The organism is Bartonella ancashensis (assembly GCF_001281405.1).
In the GTDB taxonomy this organism is placed as follows: domain Bacteria; phylum Pseudomonadota; class Alphaproteobacteria; order Rhizobiales; family Rhizobiaceae; genus Bartonella; species Bartonella ancashensis.
The window spans coordinates 1,060,045-1,078,412 of record NZ_CP010401.1 but is presented as its reverse complement, the minus strand read 5'-3'; the positions used below and the strand labels follow the sequence as shown (position 1 = coordinate 1,078,412).

Genomic DNA, 18,368 nt, shown 5'->3' with positions numbered 1-18,368 from the left:
CGGAAAGATCATTATGTCCATCGGTATTGCTCATTATCTCGTTGTTTCTGCAATCATGTTTTCAATTGGTGTTTTAGGGGTTTTTTTTAATAGAAAAAATATAATTATTATCCTCATGTCGATTGAGCTTATCTTGCTTTCTGTTAATTTTAATTTTGTTGCATTTTCAGCATTTCTTAATGATCTTGTTGGCCAGATATTTTCCTTGTTTATTTTAACAGTGGCGGCTGCTGAATCAGCAATTGGTCTCGCAATACTCGTTGTTTTTTTTCGTAATCGTGGTTCTACTGCGGTTGAAGATGTTAATATGATGAAAGGCTAGTGAAAGATGTACTATGTAATCGTCTTTCTTCCTCTTATAGGTTTTTTAATCACCGCTATAGGTGGAAAAAATATGGAAGCCTGTGTTAGCGAGCTGATAACCTGTAGCTTTATGGTTATTGTTGCCGCGTTATCGTGGATTTCTTTTTTTACTATTGCAGTTGGAGATACTCAGGCAGTTGATATATTGCTTTTACATTGGGTGAGTATCGGTGGGCTGGTATTTGATTGGGCATTGCATATTGATACATTAACAGCAGTCATGTTTGTTGTTGTAAACAGTGTTTCAGCATTAGTGCACATTTATTCTATAGGTTATATGCATCATGATCCTTCGAGGCCTCGTTTTTTCGCGTATCTTTCTTTATTTACGTTCATGATGCTTATGTTGGTAACATCTAATAATTTAGTTCAGATGTTTTTTGGGTGGGAAGGAGTTGGACTCGCATCTTATTTATTGATCGGTTTTTGGTTTCAAAAACATTCTGCCAATAAGGCTGCTATGAAAGCTTTTGTCGTTAATCGTGTTGGAGATTTTGGTTTTTTATTGGGTATTTTTAGTATCTTTATTTTATTCAAATCGGTTAATTTTTCATCCATTTTTGCGCAAGCTGCGGACAATAGCTTTTTACAGAATATGACGTTTTTAGGTTTGCGGCTTGATGGGCAGATGATGATTACTGCGACATGTCTTTTTTTATTCATCGGTGCTATGGGAAAATCAGCTCAATTTTTTCTACATACGTGGCTTCCCGATGCAATGGAAGGCCCAACACCTGTTTCTGCACTTATTCACGCGGCGACAATGGTGACAGCTGGCGTTTTTATGGTTGCACGTATGTCACCGATTTTTGAACTTTCTACACATGCTTTGACGGTGATCATTGTTGTTGGAGCAACAACTGCATTTTTTTCAGCAACTGTAGGGTTGGTACAAAATGATATTAAGCGTGTTATTGCTTACTCGACATGTTCGCAGCTTGGTTATATGTTTGTTGCATTGGGTGTTGGAGCTTATGGAGCTGCTATTTTTCATCTTTTTACGCATGCTTTTTTTAAGGCATTATTATTTCTTGGCGCGGGTTCCGTAATTCATGCAGTTTCTAATGAGCAGGATATGCGGAAAATGGGAGGGTTACGCAAATATATTGGTGTAACTCATTGGATGATGATTATAGGGACTATTGCATTAACAGGTGTTGGAATTCCGGGGACGCTTTTTGGTACAGCGGGTTTTTTCTCAAAAGATGCAATTATAGAGTCTGCCTTTGCGTCTCATAATATTGTTTCAGGCTATGCTTTTTGGTTACTTGTTTTCTCTGCTTTACTAACAAGCTTTTATTCATGGCGTCTTATATTTATGACGTTTTATGGTAAACCACGTGCAACTGTTGATGTTATGAGTCATGTTCATGAATCTCCTCCAATTATGTTGATTCCATTATTTGTTTTATCTATCGGAGCATTTTTCGCGGGTGTTGTTTTTCAACCTTATTTTTTTGGTGACTTATATGAATCCTTTTGGAAAGGAGTATTATTCACGAGCGATCATAACCATATACTTCATGAAGCGCATAGTGTTCCTAATTGGGTGAAATGGTCTCCTTTTATAGCTATGAACTTGGGCTTTGTATTAGCTTATTTATTTTACATTTTAGTTCCTTCAGTGTCTAAAAAGCTTACTAAAGCACTGCCAATTATATATCGTTTTCTTCACAACAAATGGTATTTCGATAAACTTTATGATGTTTTGTTTGTTCGTTCTATTTTTAAGATAGGTGATTTTTTGTGGAGAGTTGTCGACAGTAAGATTATTGATGGTTGCGGCCCTAATGGCATTGCTGCACGCGTCATTAATGTTACTAATAGAGTAATTAGAATGCAGACAGGCTATTTATATCACTATGCGTTTGCGATGCTCATTGGTGTTGCGTTATTGATTACGTGGATGATGCTTGGGAGCTTTAAGTAATGACTGATTGGCCTATTCTTTCTACAGTTACGTTTTTGCCTCTTGTTGGTGTTTTCTTAATTGCATTAATCAAAGGCAATAGCGAGCTAGAAAAGCGTAACATACGCAATGTTGCATTTTTTACAACTGTGTTTGTTTTTGTTATTTCTTTGGTTATTTGGGCAAGTTTTGATAGTGAAAATCCTAACTTTCAAATGGTTGAAAAGTTTGATTGGCTTGATATCGGTATTAGTTACCATATGGGGGTCGATGGTATTTCTGTACTTTTTGTCGTTCTTTCAGCCTTTTTATTACCTTTTTGCATTCTAGCAAGCTGGGAAATTATCAAGGATAGATTGAAAGCTTATATGATTGCTTTTCTTCTTCTTGAAGTTGCGATTATTGGGGTCTTTTGTTCTCTTGATGCAATGTTATTTTATATTTTTTTTGAAGGTAGCCTCATTCCAATGTTCATCATTATTGGTGTTTGGGGTGGGGGGCGTCGTGTTTATGCTAGCATGAAGTTTTTTTTATATACTTTGCTTGGCTCTGTATTAATGTTGCTTGCTATTATGGGCATATATTGGGAAGCTGGAACTCTTAATATAGCAGTTTTGTTGAATTATCAGTTTCCTTCGTACATGCAAACGTGGTTATGGCTCGCATTTTTTGCTTCATTCGCAGTGAAAATGCCAATGTGGCCGGTTCACACGTGGTTACCTGATGCTCACGTAGAAGCACCAACTGCAGGATCGGTTATTTTAGCTGGTGTATTGCTTAAATTGGGAGGATATGGTTTTCTCCGTTTTTCTTTACCAATGTTTCCCATTGCGTCTGCCAATTTTGCTCCTTTTGTTTTTTCTTTATCGCTTATTGCAATTATTTACGCTTCATTGGTTGCACTTGTTCAAACTGATATGAAAAAACTTATTGCTTATTCTTCAGTGGCTCACATGGGATATGTCACAATGGGTATTTTTGCTGCCAACGAACAGGGTATTCAAGGTGCTATTTATCAAATGCTATCTCATGGAATTGTATCTGCAGCGTTGTTTCTTTGTGTTGGAGTTATTTACGATCGTTTACATACACGTGAAATTTCAGCATTTGGTGGTTTAGTAAACAATATGCCTAAATATGCTGTTGTTTTTTTAATTTTTACTATGGCTAATATTGGTATACCTGGAAGCTCAGGGTTTTTGGGTGAGTTTTTGACTTTAGTTGGTGTATTTCAAGTCAGTAAGCTGGTTGCTATTTTTTCTACAATGGGTGTCATTTTATCGGCCGCTTATGCACTTTATCTTTATCGACGTGTGGTTTTTGGTCCTTTAGATAAGGAAAGTCTAAAGGTACTTTCTGACCTTTCTTCAAGAGAAAAGTTTGTTCTTTACCCAATGGCCATTCTTACAATATTCTTCGGCATTTATCCGGCACCTATTCTTAAAACGAGTGCGTTTGCGGTAGAATCCCTTATCAATAAGCTACACTGAATAAAAGATGGTCGCTCATGCAAACTGAAATAATGGCTCAATTAATATTAATCCTTCCAGAAATTATCATAGCGTTGGGAGTGATGGTGCTACTTTTGATAGGTGCTTATTCTGGTGCTCGTTCATATTTAACGATTGTTTGTTTAGCAATTTTTCTTCTTGCTGTAACAATTTGTTCAATAGTTTTTTTTCGTCAAGACGGTTTCTTTTACACGAATGCGCTCATTATTGATCCATTTAGTCGTTATATGAAGATTTTAACGCTTACCGGTGCTTTATTTTCCCTCGTTATGTCTGTTAATTTTACCTGCTCTCAAAAATTAAATAAGTTTGAGTTTCCTATATTAGTTCTTTTGGCGACTCTTGGTATGATGTTTATGATTTCATCTGGAAATATGCTGTCACTTTATATGGGATTAGAGTTACAATCTTTAGCTTTGTATGTTTTAGCTGCCATTAATCGTGATAATGTAAAGTCTTCTGAAGCAGGTGTGAAATATTTCGTTTTAGGTGCTTTATCTTCAGGACTATTACTTTATGGAATTTCCTTAATTTATGGGTTTACAGGTCAAATTGGTTTTCGTGAAATATCTGCTGTTTTAAGCGATCAGGCTTCGCATTTAGGCATTCTTTTAGGAATTGTTTTTATTTTTGCGGGTTTAGCTTTCAAAATTTCTGCGGTTCCATTTCATATGTGGACACCCGATGTTTATGAAGGAGCGCCTACGCCTATTACAGCGTTTTTTGCAGGGGCTTCTAAAATCGCAGCAATGGCATTAATCATCCGGATCATTGCATTTACATTCATTCCGTTAGGGAAAGCCGATGCATTTATGCCTGCTTGGCAACAGATTTTAATTTTTATGGCAATTGCATCTATGGGGTTGGGTGCATTTGCTGCTATTGGTCAGAATAATATTAAACGTTTAATGGCCTATTCATCGATCAGTCATATGGGGTATGTCCTTGTAGGATTATCTTCTGGGAATATATTGGGAATAAAAGGTGTTATCCTTTATATGACCATCTATCTTGTCATGACACTTGGTTCATTTTCCTTTATCCTTGGAATGCGATTGAATGACAGATATGTTGAGGATATTCATGATTTATCAGGGTTAGCGAAGACTGATCTGTTCATGGCTACCATTATGACTATACAGCTTTTTTCGTTGGCAGGTATGCCGCCCATGGCTGGTTTTTTTGGTAAATGGTATGCATTTTCTGCAGCTGTTTATGCAGGACTTATTCCACTCGCTGTAATTGGCGTGGTTTTTTCTGTTATTGGGGCGTTTTATTATCTACGTATCATTAAAATTATGTGGTTTGATGATGCCAAGGTTGATTTTGCTATTTTGCCAAGGGAGTTGAAGATTTGTCTTTGGGGATCTGGAATTTTTGTTTTATGTTATGTTTTTCTTGGTTCTTTGCTTGCTGAGTTTGCAGAGAAAGCAGCAATATCGTTATTTTTAACATGACTTACGTATTGTCGGATTTTGCACGAGAGCAAGGATATGTTTGTGAATCATATGAAACAATTGGATCAACAAATTTAGTTGCACAGCAAAGGGCAAAAGAAGGTCATCCGGGTTATCTCTGGGTTACTGCAGAAGTGCAGACACAAGGAAGAGCTAGGAGAGGAAGATTATGGAACAGCCCGAGAGGGAATCTATATGCTAGTCTCTTATTAAATGATCATATTGTTCATAAAACGGCTTCTCAGTTGGGTTTTGTTGCTGGTGTGAGTATGGTAGAAGCCATAGGGGAATTTATAGAAGATCAAAAAAAATCTATTGATATTATTAAGTTAAAATGGCCAAATGATATTTTACTTGAAGGAGCGAAAAGTTCTGGGATTTTACTTGAGTTATTTGAATTACCTTCTCAAAGCTGTGCATTGATCATTGGTATTGGTATGAATATAAAACATCATTATGAGGATGCACCGTATTTAACATCAAGTATGCATAAAGTTGGTTTACATATTGAAAAAGAACAATTATTTAGTTCCTTGACAAAGTACTTTGCTCAAAATTATCTCCTTTGGAAACGACCAGGAGGGAGTGATATCATTCGTAAAAAATGGCTCTCACATTCTTCGTGTTTGGGAAAAGATATTAAAATGATCGATGGTAGGAAGACCATTTTAGGTACTTTTGATGGCCTTGATTATAATTTTAACTGCATTGTAAAACAAGAAGATGGTCAGCGAACGATCGTAACAGTCGGAGATGTTCATTTTGGTCTTGCCCATTCTGTTCATGCAGATGACCGTTAGTTTACAAAATTTGTTTTACCGTAGATGAAGGTGGTTTTAAGAGGAGACATGTATGGTTGCTGTTGACGGGGATCAACTGGTTTTTTTCCCCTTGGGAGGGGTGGGAGAAATAGGGATGAATCTAGCTGCTTATGGATTAGGCCCGAAGGATTGTCGTGAGTGGTTGCTTGTAGACATGGGAGTTAGTTTTGCTGGTCCTGAATTGCCAGGAGTAGATCTTATTTTTCCGGATATTCATTTTTTGGAAAATGAAAGACACAATATATGTGGCTTGATTTTAACACACGCACATGAAGATCACTACGGCGCTGTCCTTGATTTGTGGCCACGACTTCGAGTTCCGGTTTATTGTACCCCTTTTACAGCAGGATTATTAGAGAGCAAGAAAAGATCAGATTTCAAATTCAGTGAAATTTTAATTAATATTTTTGAGGATGGTGACAGCTTTCAAGTTGGTTCTTTTGTAATTGAAGCTATTGCTGTCAGTCATTCAATACCAGAAGCTGTTTCTTTAGTAATTACTACTTCCCTAGGGACAGTGCTTCATACTGGAGATTGGAAAATTGATCAAACTCCTTTTTTTGAAAAGAAAACAAATGAAAAACGTTTCCGCGCTTTAGGAAATGAAGGGATCTTAGCATTACTTTGTGATTCAACTAATGCATTTCAGAATGATGTATCTCCACCAGAGAAAAAAGTTCAAGAAAGCCTTGCTACGATTATTTCGGAAGCTAAAGGTCAGGTTGCAATTGTAACGTTTTCATCCAATATTGGTCGAATACGTTCTATTGCGCTTGCTGCAGAATCTGTTGGGCGTCAAGTTTTTTTGGTTGGACGTTCTCTAAAACGTAGCTATATGGTAGCACAAGAGCTTGGCTATATGGATGGTTTGGCACCGTTTATAACGGAAGATGATTACGTTTCTATTCCAAGAGAAAATGTGGTTTTAATCGTAACAGGAAGTCAAGGTGAAGAGCGTGCTGCATTAGCAAAACTTTCACGCAATGCGATGAAAAATATTTCTCTTTTTCCCGGTGATACGGTTATTTATTCATCACGAAATATTCCAGGAAATGAACGAGCCATTATTGATATACAAAATCGTTTAGTTGATCTTGGAGTTAAAATTATTACAAATGATAACGCTCTCGTTCATGTTTCGGGGCATCCACGCCGTTCAGAACTTTTACAGATGTATGATTGGGTAAAACCACAGATACTTGTCCCTGTACATGGTGAAGCTATGCATCTTGAAGCTCAAGCAGATTTAGCACGTCAGGCTGGCATTAAAACTGTTGCTAAAATTAGAAATGGTGATGTACTTCGTCTTGCACCAGGTCCAGTGGAAATTGTTAAAAAAATCTCTGTTGGAAGAATTTATAAAGACGGTTACCTACTTGGAAATGAGAATGATCTTGGTATTAGTGAACGTCGTAAGTTAAGTTACGTTGGCTGTATTTCTATTTCTCTCCATATAAGTAGTAAGCATGATTTGTCCGATGATATTGGTCTTTTTACGTTTGGTTTACCTGCAAAGGATGGAAATGGAGAATTATTAAAAGATATCCTTTTAGATGTCATAGAAGATACTATTCAGACTATTTCGCGTAATAAAAGAAAAGATGATAATCTTCTTCAAAAGGCAGTATGCCTTGCTGTTAGAGCAATTGTTAATGAAATTTGGGGAAAAAAACCTGTTTGTACAGTTTTTGTACATAGATCAAAATAAGAGTACACTCCTTGATGCAGAAGAAGAGACTTTTAAACTGAATTCATCCTGGATAAAGGACAATAGTATAAACTTTGATATAAAATTCATGTGCATTGGAATTTTTTTAGAATGTAGCTATGATGCAATACAGGTATTTTTTACTGTTTCGATTCGGCAGATTTTATTAGGATTTAACAACTTCGATGCGTCTTTCACAATATTTCCTTCCCATTTTAAAAGAAAATCCTAAAGAAGCGGAAATTATTTCGCATCGGCTCATGTTGCGAGCGGGTATGGTTCGTCAACAAACCTCAGGGATTTATTCTTGGTTACCATTAGGAAAGAAGGCACTTGATAAGATTTGTGCTATTATTCGTGAAGAGCAAGAGAGAGCAGGGGCTTTAGAAGTATTGATGCCTACGGTTCAATCTGCAGATCTTTGGCGTGAAAGTGGGCGCTATGATGATTATGGTCTTGAAATGTTGCGTATTAAGGATCGTCAAGAACGTGATTTACTTTATGGGCCAACGAATGAAGAAATGATAACGGATATTTTTCGTTCCCACATTCGTTCTTATAGAGATCTTCCTATTTATCTTTATCAAATTCAGTGGAAATTTAGAGATGAAATTCGTCCGCGTTTTGGTGTTATGCGCTCACGAGAATTTTTGATGAAAGATGCCTATTCTTTTGATCTTGATTACGATAGTGCGAAGATATCTTATAATCGAATGTTTGTTGCTTACCTGCGTACATTTTTTCGTACTGGTCTTCAGGTGATCCCTATGCGTGCGGATACCGGTCCTATTGGCGGTGAGTTAAGCCATGAATTTATTATTTTAGCTGAAACAGGTGAAAGCACTATCTTCTGCGATAGGAGATTGCTTGAAATGACAACTTCTTCTATCACGGCTGATTTCAAAGATAGTGCCACTTTAGAAAATATTGTTAAGCAGTGGACAGCTCCTTATGCTGCAACAGAGGAAATGCATGATGAAAGAGAGTGGAGTAAAGTTCCTGAAAATAATAGGCTTGCGACACGTGGCATTGAAGTAGGACATATTTTTTATTTTGGTACCAAATATTCTATTCCAATGGGGGTAAAAATTATGGGAAAGGATGGAAAAGAGAGTCCAGTTTTTATGGGATCTTACGGAATAGGACCTTCCCGTCTTGTAGCTGCGGTAATTGAAGCTTCTCACGATGAAAATGGTATAATTTGGCCTAAGCAGATAGCTCCATTCGATTTCGGTATTATTAATATAAAACCAGATGATGAAAAATGTAATCACATATGTGAAACCCTTTATCAGGGTCTTATAAATGCAGGTTTTGATCCATTATTAGATGATAAGAATGAGCGTCCTGGGTCAAAATTTTCAACAATGGATTTGATTGGTTTGCCAACGCAGATTATTGTTGGTCCCAAGGGGGCTTTACAAAATGAAGTTGAGATTAAGGATCGAAAAACGGGTACGAGAGAAGTTTTGACAGTTGAAGCTGCTCTTAATATGTTTTCTCGGAGTTTATAGGCCGTTATTTTATGAATGATTTGAATAGAAAAAAGTTTTCATCTTATCAGTGGATGATTGCTTTTCGTTACATGATTCCAAATAAAAAACATATGTTTACATCAATTATTTCAATTATTTCTTTAATTGGGATAATGTTGGGGGTTTTTGCTTTAATTGTTGTTATGGCGGTTATGAATGGTTTTCGTACAGAGCTTCTTGACCGTATTCTTGGCATAAATGGACATCTCATCCTGCAAACAGTGGAATCTAATTTCGCTGATTATGATGCTCTCATTCATCGTTTAGAGAAGGTGAATGGTGTGAAGTTTGTTTTGCCTATTGTTGAAGGACAAGCTCTTGTTCAGGGAAACATTAGTGGAGGGGTTGGCGCTTTAGTGCGAGGCGTGCGTCAAGAAGATCTGGAAAAGCTTAGCATAATTTCTCAAAATATACAGTCAGGTTCTCTTGATAAATTTGATGAAGAAGAAGGAGTTGCTATTGGAAGCGGTTTAGCAGAAAGGCTAGGTGTTCAGGTTGGAGATAGTCTTCGTATTATTACGCCAGATGGTGATATCACACCTTTTGGTGTTATGCCACGTGCTAAGGCCTATAAGATTATTTCTATTTTTGAAATAGGCATGTCTGAGTACGATTCAATTTTTATTTTTATGCCTCTTCGTGAAGCTCAGGCGTTTTTTAATCTTGGAAACAAAATTCAATCATTAGAGTTATTTATTCATGATCCTGATAATATTGATCAAATAAAATCAACGATAATAAAAGAAGTCGATCAAGGAATCTATCTAACTGATTGGCGTATGCGTAATCAGGCTTTTTTTTCGGCTTTACAGATTGAAAGAAATGTTATGTTTTTTATTTTGTCTTTGATTGTCCTTGTTGCAACTTTAAATATTATTTCAGGATTGGTGATGCTTGTAAAAGACAAAGGCAGTGATATTGCAATTTTACGTACGATGGGAGCCCATAAAAGTGCAATAATGTGTATATTTATCATTACTGGCATGATGATTGGATTTATTGGAACAATGCTTGGTTTAATTTTAGCTATTATTACAACCACAAATATTAATCACATTCAAAGTTTTATATCGTGGTTTTTTAATGTTGATGTTTTTAATCCTCAATTGTACTTTTTAACAAAATTACCAGCACGTGTTGAATTAGGACAAACGATGATGGTTGTTATGATGGCTTTATTTTTGTCATTTATTGCTACATTGCTGCCAGCGTGGCGAGCTGCAAAGTTAGATCCCGTTCAAGCATTAAGGTATGAGTAATGTCCGCTATTTTAGAGCTTGTTGGGATTGAGCATTGTTTTTTTAATAATGATAGTCCTTTAGTTATCTTAGATAAAGCCAATTTTACCCTTAATCGTAGGGAACTTGTAGCACTTATTGCACCATCTGGCGCAGGAAAATCGACATTGCTTCATATCGCTGGATTGTTGGAAAGGCCGACATCTGGTGATGTTTTGTTGCGTGGCATCTCTTGCTCAAAATGTTCTGATAGTGAGCGAACAGCAATGAGAAGAGATGATATTGGTTTTGTTTATCAATTTCATCATTTACTTCCAGAGTTTACAGCTTTGGAGAATGTGATGATACCGCAAATGATATCAGGACTGAAAAAATCAGTAGCAGAAGATCGTGCATTAAAATTATTGGCATATTTGCGTGTTTCTCATCGTGCTAAGCATCGTCCATCAGAATTATCGGGTGGTGAACAACAAAGGGTTGCGATCGCGCGCGCAGTGGCAAATGCACCCTCTATATTGTTAGCAGATGAACCCACAGGTAATCTTGATCCAGCAACTTCATCTCATGTTTTTCAGGCTTTGTCTTCTCTTGTTCGTCAATCTGGTCTTTCTGCTATTATTGCAACACATAACTATGCTTTAGCTAAACAAATGCATCGTAGAATTACACTTAAAGGAAGAAAAATTGTTGAGATTCCCTGATAATGAGATTCTAAATTTATTCTAAAAAAAGAATACAGCCTTTTACATTTATTATTATTTATTAGGGGTTTTAAATGGCAACTTTTGTAATTGATAGTTCTCAATTAGATGAGCGTCGTCGCCGATTAGTTTTTCGTGCATGGCATAGAGGTATTCGTGAAATGGACTTGATTTTAGGGCAATATGTTGATGCACATATCCATAATATGAGTGATCAGACGGTTTCTGAACTTGAATATATCATGTCTTTTGACGACAGCGATTTATTAGAGTGGATCACCGGAAAAATTTCCCCACCATCTAAAGTAGATAGTTTTCTTTTTCGTGATATCATCAATTATTGCTTTTTTAAAAATTTTAATTAATCATTATGTCTATATTTAAAAAAATTGTTCTTCCTAAGAATACGCGTAATTTGATTATTTTTGATAATGTAATTGATGGAACTGAAGCCTTTGCTCTTTCCCAACTATGCACAGAGATTTTCCAAGGAAAACCATTCGTTTACGTGCTTCGTGATGAAACAAAAATAACCTATTTGCAGAAAATTTTAAACTTTATAGATCCCCATTTGCCAGTTTTCAATTTTCCTTCGTGGGATTGCCTACCGTATGATCGTGTATCACCGGGAATTCTTGTCACGGCACGCCGTCTTTCAGCTTTGACGAATATATTAAATTTGCATAAAAATCCATGTTCTGCAATTATATTGACAACAGCAAATGCTATCATTCAAAAATTACCACCACGTACAATAGTTGAAAACCAAGCCATCCATATGCGTGTTGGCCAATGTGTTGATATGAATGATATCATTCATTACTTAGAGCGTAATAGCTTTGAACGTGTTTCTATTGTGCGTGATGTTGGTGAATTTGCTGTTAGAGGAGGAATTATTGATATTTTTCCTCCAAGTGAAAGCAATCCTTTGCGTCTTGATTTTTTTGGTAATACCTTAGAAACAGTTCGCACATTTGATGTAGAAACACAAAGGACAATAGCAAATAAAGTTGAGTTTTCTTTGCAGGCAATGAGTGAAGTTGTTCTCACACAAGAACTCATTAGTCGGTTTAAGGGCAATTATATTCGTGCATTTGGTGTACCGCAGGCGAATGACATAGTTTATGAGGCTATCTCTCAAGGGAGACGTTTCTCTGGTATGGAGCATTGGTTGCCACTTTTTTACGAAAAACTTGATAATTTTTTTGATTATTGTGGTGATGCTCCTGTTGTTTTTGAAAATTGCATAGAAGAAGTTTTGGAAAAGCGCTACGATCTTATTAAAGATTATTATATTGCTCGCAAAGAACATGAAAAGGATGAGGCCAGTGATGTTTCTTACTGTCCAGTAAATCCAGATCTTCTTTACATGACACCAAGTCAAATTTTAGTATGCAGAGAACGATTAGGGTTGTGTATGAATTTCACGCCCTTCAATGTTCCAAAATCTTTTGGAAAAATGATTTTTCATGCAAACGTTACAGCAGGATATGATTTTGTAAAAGAGCGTAATGAAAAAGATAAAAATGTTTTTTCTAGTGTGGTTGATCATATTGTTTCACTTCAATCTTTAGAAAAAAAGGTGCTTTTAGCCTGTTGGAGCGAAGGATCTATGAATCGCCTGCTACAGGTCCTTGATGAATATGGGTTAAAAAAAATAGAAATTGTTCATTCCTTCAGTACTGTAAAAAAAGCACCATATAAGCATACATTAGCTGCTGTTATACCGATTGATCATGGTTTTGAATCTGAAGATTTTGTTGTTATAACAGAGCAAGATGTTCTTGGTGATCGCTTAATAAGATCATCAAAAAGACGCAAAAACAGCGCTCATTTTATTTCCGAAATAGCTGCATTAAATTCTGGAGATTTTGTTGTCCATATAGATCACGGGATCGGGCAATTTGTTGGTCTTAAAACAATTAAGGTAGATGAAATTTTACGCGATTGTCTTGAAATTATATATGCTGGAGGTGATCGATTATTTTTACCTATCGAGAATATCGAGCTTTTATCACGCTACGGATCAGAAGGTACAGGCATAGTACTTGATAAATTAGGGGGAGCTGCATGGCAAACACGTAAAGCGCGTCTTAAAAAACATTTGTTAAGAAGTGCAGAACAATTAATCCGTATTGCTGCAGAGCGTGCCATGCGTTCTGCGCCTGTTCTTATTCCCCCAGTAGGGCTTTTTGATGAATTTATTGCGTGTTTTCCTCACGAAGAAACAGAAGACCAAATCAGCGCAATTGATGCAGTGTTAGGCGATTTAGCATCAGGAAAACCAATGGATAGATTAATATGTGGCGATGTTGGTTTTGGGAAAACAGAAGTCGCCATGCGTAGCGCATTTGTTGCTGCATTAAATGGCTATCAAACTGCTATCGTTGTACCGACAACCTTGCTTTCACGACAGCATTATAAGACTTTTTCTTCCCGATTTAAAGGATTACCAGTTAAAATCTGTCATGTTTCAAGATTAGTGCAGGCTAAGGAATTACTACAAAGTAAAAAGGCAATTGCAGATGGCACAGTTGATATTGTTATTGGAACACACGCACTATTGAGTGAGAAAATTAATTTTTTACGATTAGGGTTACTAGTTATTGATGAAGAGCAGCATTTTGGCGTAAAACACAAAGAATATTTGAAAAAACTTAAAAGTGATATTCATGTACTCACACTTTCTGCGACACCCATACCACGAACTTTAGGGCTTGCTCTATCAGGATTACGTGAACTTTCATTAATCACTACTCCTCCAATTGATAGAATGGCAGTCCGCACTTTTATTTCACCTTTTGATGCATTGGTGGTACGTGAAACACTGCTTCGTGAATATTATCGTGGAGGACAAAGTTTTTATGTTTGTCCTCGTATTTCTGATATTGCATATGTAGAAGAATACCTTAAAAAGTATGTGTCTGAGCTAAAATTTGTTGTAGCGCATGGACAAATGCCGGCTGGACAACTCGATGATATCATGAATGCGTTTTGTGATGGCAAATATGATGTTTTGCTTTCAACGACTATAATTGAGTCAGGAATTGATATCCCAACTGCGAACACTTTAATTGTACATCGTGCTGAAATGTTCGGTCTTTCTGCACTTTATCAATTACGAGGCAGAGTAGGGCGTTCAAAACAACGTGCTTATGCGCTTTTTACTTTTTCTGCTGGTAGAATTTTGAATCCTGCGGCCGATCGTCGCCTTAAAGCTTTGCAATCTCTTGATACTTTAGGTGCCGGTTTTCAATTAGCTAGTCATGATATGGATATTCGTGGTACAGGTAATTTACTGGGGGAAGAGCAATCAGGACATGTCAAGGAAGTTGGATTTGAATTATATCAAAAAATGCTTGAAGAAACTATTACTGAATTAAAGGAAGGAAAATGTAATGTCGATGGTCAATGGTCACCTCAAATTTCGCTTGGTGTAACAGCTCTTATACCAGAAGATTTTGTTCCTGATTTATCATTGCGTATAAGCCTTTACCGTCGTTTAATGGAACTTAGTTATTTAGAAAAAATCAATGAATTAGGGAGTGAATTAATTGACCGCTTTGGTCCTCTTCCAATCGAAGTGCAGTATCTTCTGAAGATGGTTTATATCAAGGCACTGTGTCGGAAAACATCTGTAGAAAAATTGGATATTGGACCAAAGGGAATTGTTATCCAGTTTCGTAATAACCATTTTAATAATACTACTGATCTTGTTAAGTGGATTGGGGAACAGGGTACAACTGCAAAAATTCGTTCAGACCAAAGTATTGTTTTCATTCGTGATTGTTCAACGGTGGAAAAAAGGCTGTTGGAAGCAGAGGCTATTATGACAGATCTTTCGAATATGATAACGGAGTGATTTATTTTAAAATCTTTTACGCAAAGCCACACATTAGTGTTTAGCATTTCGTAATTGTAATAAATAGATCAAGTTTTCTGCTTTATTCACGCCACCAAGTTGGAATGTGATATCCGTAAAGTGATGTATAAGAAGGGTGGTTAATATGTGACCAACGGGCTACCCATTGTTCGGGTATATGATAGAGTGGTATGTAGTAACTCCCGGAAATAAGGACTCTGTCTAAAGCACGGACTGCAGCGATAAATTCTTCGGTTGAGCGTGCGTCGAGCATTGCTGTTATCATTGCGTCTATTGCGGGATCAGCTGCTCCTGCAAAATTAAAACTTCCTTTTAAATTTCTAGAAGTTGATCCCCAACGATTTATCTGTTCATTTCCTGGTGATAAGGAATTCCGTAATTTTCCAATAATCATATCGTAATCAAATGTTCCCAGTCGGTTTTGATACTGTGTATCATCAACAGTTCTGATATCAACATCGATACCAAGTCGTGATAAGCTGCTTTTAAAAGCAAGAGCTACTTTTTCTTCATTAAGTGTTTGCGTCATAATTTCAAATTTGAAAGGTATGCCATTAGGGGCAATAGCTTTATTATTTTTTCTTGTAAAACCTGCTTCTTGCAAGAGAATCCATGCTTTTTGGGCTGTTAGTCGGCTCATTCCTGAACCATCTGTTTTTGGCATGTGCCAATTTCCACTCATCACATCAGGAAGAACTGCATCAGGGTAAGGTTTTAAAAGTTCCCGTTCTTTTTTGTTAGCTGATTTTCCTATAGAAGAAAGAATAGATCCTGCCCAATATCCCTCTATTCTACTATAGACATTATTAAAAAGATGATGATTAACCCATTCAAAATCAAAAATCATCGATAATGCTTGTCGAACTTTTCTGTCTTCAAAAATCGAACGACGTGTATTAAAGACAAAGCCAATCGTATCAGCAGGTGTCTTTTTTAAAAAACTTTCTTTAATAATCTTCCCTTCTTGAACTGCTGGGAAATTATAAGAAAAATGCCAGCGATTTGCGTTGGCAGATCCTTCAATGAAAACATCAATGAGACCTTTTTTAAAAGATTCAAAATGTGCTGTATCATTCAAAAAATATTCAATTTGAATGGTTTCAAAATTGTTCAATCCTTTGTTAACAGGAAGGTCTTTACCCCAATAATCAGGATTTCTTTTGTAAACAATTCGTTCACCAGGATTAACACGATCAATAATATATGGACCACTTCCTGGTATTTGAGTAAGACCATTTTTTTCGAAATTATTAATATTAATAGCATGTTTAGGTAAGACTGGCATACTTCCCGCTAAAAGCAATGGAAGTTCACGATCTTTTGAGTTTGGGAAACGCATCTTAATGCCGTGGTTACCGATGATTTCCACGGATTCGATGTTTTTCATATATCTGTTAAATGGAGGACGACCTTTCTCTTTAAGAAGTTCGATTGTAAATAGAACATCTTCAATCGTTATAGGTTGTCCATCTGAGAAACGCGCTTTGGGATTCAGAAAAAAAGTGATTTCAGTACGTTCATCATTGAGCTCAATTTTTTCTGCTAATAAACTATAGAGTGTAAAAGGTTCATCACGAGAACGTACCATCATTGTCTCATAAACAAGGCCAGAAAATTGCTCATCAGCGAAGAGTCCTCTTGCGGTCGTTCTAAAGCCACGAATAACAAATGGATTTAATCCATCAAATGTTCCCACAACACCATAGGTTATTTTACCATCTTGATTGATTTTAGTGGGAGAAGCATAAGGAAAGTGATCAAAATCATCAGATAATTTTGGTGTTCCATGCATTGCAATACCACTTGCGGTGGCTTCATGGTAAAGAAGAAAGATAGCTAAAATAAAAGGAATCTTAATAAAAAAATGGGAAATGTAAAAGGACATAAAATTTTACTTCAACAATATTACAAGAAATTTTTCTGATTTTCTATTTTGAAAATTAATTTTATAAAAAGAAACAGCTTTACAAAAGTATAAGTTTATCTAAAATTTAACTTAAATTGTATAAAATTTCTATTAAAATATAAAATATGTTATTTTTGGTTATTAATTTTATAGACGTGATCAAAAATTCTATTTAATATTTTACTGCTAAAGTTATTGCATGGGCCGCGCATTGAAGGATTCACTAATCATGTTGCATAAAAATATTCGTACAGCCATTACAGTATTCGCTGGGGCTTCTTCTTTTTTCCTAACTTTTTGTGTTTCAGCACATGCACAGGCTTTGTCGCAGGGATGGTATAAGATTTGTGATAAGCAAGGAGATAACGATATTTGCAACACAATGAATACTGTTATTTCAAATACAGGACAACCTTTAACTTCCGTTAATTTGGTTGACATCAAAGGAGGAAAGCAAAATGAGAAGCGTATAGGTATTCAGGTTCCTACAGGTCGTTTTTTACCAGAAGGTGTTCATATCCAAGTTGGAGATAATTTTTCCAAGAAAATTCCTTACATTATATGCAATGCACAAAGCTGTATCGCGAACGATATCCTAGATGACAAATTGATTTCTGCTATGAGAGCTGGCTCAAAAATGACGATTACTACGGTTAATTTTCGGGGTTCTGCTAATCCTATAGAGTTTTCTCTTAATGGCTTTACTGCTGCATATACAGGAGCCAGTGTAGACGAGAAAACCTTTCAGCAAGAACAAATGAAGTTGCAACAGGCTGTTCAATCCAGGCAAAAGGAAATCGAAGATCGTATGCGAGCTGAGCAAGAAAAGGCCAAAAAAAATCTATGACCCCAGCTAATTCATATTAGTTACGTTGCGTTATGTACATTATTCTTTTAACAGGTTCTTCGAAGTTATGATTTTGTATGCGCCTTAGTCTTAAAAAAAATTCCCGTGTTTCTATCAAGAAGGATGTTTGATTTCTTATAGGAAACTTCAGGCTTTTTATCTATAGCCTATAATTCGAAATTTATTTAACTGTTTCTTCTTATGCAGCTCCTTTATCTTAATATTTCAATTACCTAGATAACCTTTTTGTGCCAATTTTCTAATTTTTAGCATCATATTCTACGATTGTTTGTGAACAGATTCATTGGTTTTTCTCTTTTTAAATTTGCGAGCAAAGCTAGCGATGAGTTTATTTTTAGGAGACTCTTCTTTTGTTATTGGTTGTTCATCAGCTTCAGAAATTTGTGCGGGTGTTTTTTCAGGAAAAACTTCACGCTTTTTAGACTTATGGCCATTGGTTTTTGAAGAAATATTTTGTTCTTTATCGTT

General features: G+C 36.2%; 13 protein-coding genes. 12 read left to right on the top strand and 1 reads right to left on the bottom strand.

What is annotated here, in order from left to right:
- Positions 1-13 precede the first annotated feature (13 nt).
- The 11 genes from nuoK (at position 14) to mfd (ending at position 15,105) form a co-directional block, all read left to right on the top strand.
- Positions 14-322 (top strand): NADH-quinone oxidoreductase subunit NuoK, encoded by a 309-nt coding sequence (nuoK, locus tag PU02_RS04740; protein ID WP_053944304.1) that lies wholly within the window; start codon positions 14-16, stop codon positions 320-322.
- 6 nt (positions 323-328) lie between these two features.
- Complete coding sequence (nuoL, locus tag PU02_RS04735) at positions 329-2,293, top strand: NADH-quinone oxidoreductase subunit L (RefSeq protein ID WP_053944303.1); 1,965 nt, start codon at positions 329-331, stop codon at positions 2,291-2,293.
- Positions 2,293-3,762, top strand: a complete 1,470-nt coding sequence (locus PU02_RS04730) for an NADH-quinone oxidoreductase subunit M (protein ID WP_053944302.1) — start codon at positions 2,293-2,295, stop codon at positions 3,760-3,762. The genes nuoL and PU02_RS04730 overlap by 1 nt, the downstream gene beginning before the upstream one ends.
- Positions 3,763-3,779: 17 nt before the next feature.
- Complete coding sequence (gene nuoN / locus PU02_RS04725; RefSeq protein ID WP_053944301.1) at positions 3,780-5,240, top strand: NADH-quinone oxidoreductase subunit NuoN; 1,461 nt, start codon at positions 3,780-3,782, stop codon at positions 5,238-5,240.
- Positions 5,237-6,040: a biotin--[acetyl-CoA-carboxylase] ligase gene (locus PU02_RS04720; RefSeq protein ID WP_053944300.1), complete on the top strand. Its 804-nt coding sequence runs from the start codon at positions 5,237-5,239 to the stop codon at positions 6,038-6,040. Before nuoN ends, PU02_RS04720 begins: the two co-directional genes overlap by 4 nt.
- A gap of 52 nt (positions 6,041-6,092) precedes the next feature.
- Complete coding sequence (locus PU02_RS04715; protein WP_053944299.1) at positions 6,093-7,769, top strand: ribonuclease J; 1,677 nt, start codon at positions 6,093-6,095, stop codon at positions 7,767-7,769.
- 185 nt (positions 7,770-7,954) lie between these two features.
- A complete protein-coding gene (proS, locus tag PU02_RS04710) occupies positions 7,955-9,283 on the top strand; it encodes a proline--tRNA ligase (RefSeq protein ID WP_053944298.1) in 1,329 nt (442 codons plus the stop codon).
- An 11-nt stretch (positions 9,284-9,294) separates the two neighbouring features.
- Positions 9,295-10,563 (top strand): lipoprotein-releasing ABC transporter permease subunit, encoded by a 1,269-nt coding sequence (locus tag PU02_RS04705; RefSeq protein ID WP_053944297.1) that lies wholly within the window; start codon positions 9,295-9,297, stop codon positions 10,561-10,563.
- Positions 10,563-11,243 (top strand): ABC transporter ATP-binding protein, encoded by a 681-nt coding sequence (locus PU02_RS04700; RefSeq protein WP_053944296.1) that lies wholly within the window; start codon positions 10,563-10,565, stop codon positions 11,241-11,243. Before PU02_RS04705 ends, PU02_RS04700 begins: the two co-directional genes overlap by 1 nt.
- 74 nt (positions 11,244-11,317) lie before the next feature.
- On the top strand, positions 11,318-11,608 hold the full coding sequence (locus PU02_RS04695; protein WP_053944295.1) for an FAD assembly factor SdhE: 291 nt from the start codon (positions 11,318-11,320) through the stop codon (positions 11,606-11,608).
- A gap of 5 nt (positions 11,609-11,613) precedes the next feature.
- A complete protein-coding gene (gene mfd, locus PU02_RS04690) occupies positions 11,614-15,105 on the top strand; it encodes a transcription-repair coupling factor (protein ID WP_053944294.1) in 3,492 nt (1,163 codons plus the stop codon).
- Between the two features lie 82 nt (positions 15,106-15,187).
- On the opposite strand, the gene PU02_RS04685 is transcribed toward mfd, so the two are convergent.
- Positions 15,188-17,011, bottom strand: a complete 1,824-nt coding sequence (locus PU02_RS04685; protein WP_053944293.1) for an extracellular solute-binding protein — start codon at positions 17,009-17,011, stop codon at positions 15,188-15,190.
- 250 nt (positions 17,012-17,261) lie between these two features.
- On the opposite strand from PU02_RS04685, the gene PU02_RS04680 reads away from it, so the two are divergent.
- Positions 17,262-17,879 carry an invasion associated locus B family protein gene (locus PU02_RS04680; protein ID WP_053944292.1) on the top strand — a complete coding sequence of 206 codons (618 nt, stop codon included), beginning with the start codon at positions 17,262-17,264 and terminating at the stop codon, positions 17,877-17,879.
- Positions 17,880-18,368: the final 489 nt, after the last annotated feature.

Excerpts from the sequence above, each read along its gene's own strand:
- nuoN (WP_053944301.1), top strand. The coding sequence starts at position 3,780 with ATGCAAACTGAAATAATGGCTCAATTAATATTAATCCTTCCAGAAATT.
- PU02_RS04730 (WP_053944302.1), top strand. The coding sequence starts at position 2,293 with ATGACTGATTGGCCTATTCTTTCTACAGTTACGTTTTTGCCTCTTGTT.
- PU02_RS04695 (WP_053944295.1), top strand. The coding sequence starts at position 11,318 with ATGGCAACTTTTGTAATTGATAGTTCTCAATTAGATGAGCGTCGTCGC.
- PU02_RS04685 (WP_053944293.1), bottom strand. The coding sequence starts at position 17,011 with ATGTCCTTTTACATTTCCCATTTTTTTATTAAGATTCCTTTTATTTTA.
- PU02_RS04705 (WP_053944297.1), top strand. The coding sequence starts at position 9,295 with ATGAATGATTTGAATAGAAAAAAGTTTTCATCTTATCAGTGGATGATT.
- nuoL (WP_053944303.1), top strand. The coding sequence starts at position 329 with ATGTACTATGTAATCGTCTTTCTTCCTCTTATAGGTTTTTTAATCACC.
- nuoK (WP_053944304.1), top strand. The coding sequence starts at position 14 with ATGTCCATCGGTATTGCTCATTATCTCGTTGTTTCTGCAATCATGTTT.
- proS (WP_053944298.1), top strand. The coding sequence starts at position 7,955 with ATGCGTCTTTCACAATATTTCCTTCCCATTTTAAAAGAAAATCCTAAA.
- PU02_RS04680 (WP_053944292.1), top strand. The coding sequence starts at position 17,262 with ATGTTGCATAAAAATATTCGTACAGCCATTACAGTATTCGCTGGGGCT.
- PU02_RS04720 (WP_053944300.1), top strand. The coding sequence starts at position 5,237 with ATGACTTACGTATTGTCGGATTTTGCACGAGAGCAAGGATATGTTTGT.
- PU02_RS04700 (WP_053944296.1), top strand. The coding sequence starts at position 10,563 with ATGTCCGCTATTTTAGAGCTTGTTGGGATTGAGCATTGTTTTTTTAAT.
- PU02_RS04715 (WP_053944299.1), top strand. The coding sequence starts at position 6,093 with ATGGTTGCTGTTGACGGGGATCAACTGGTTTTTTTCCCCTTGGGAGGG.
- mfd (WP_053944294.1), top strand. The coding sequence starts at position 11,614 with ATGTCTATATTTAAAAAAATTGTTCTTCCTAAGAATACGCGTAATTTG.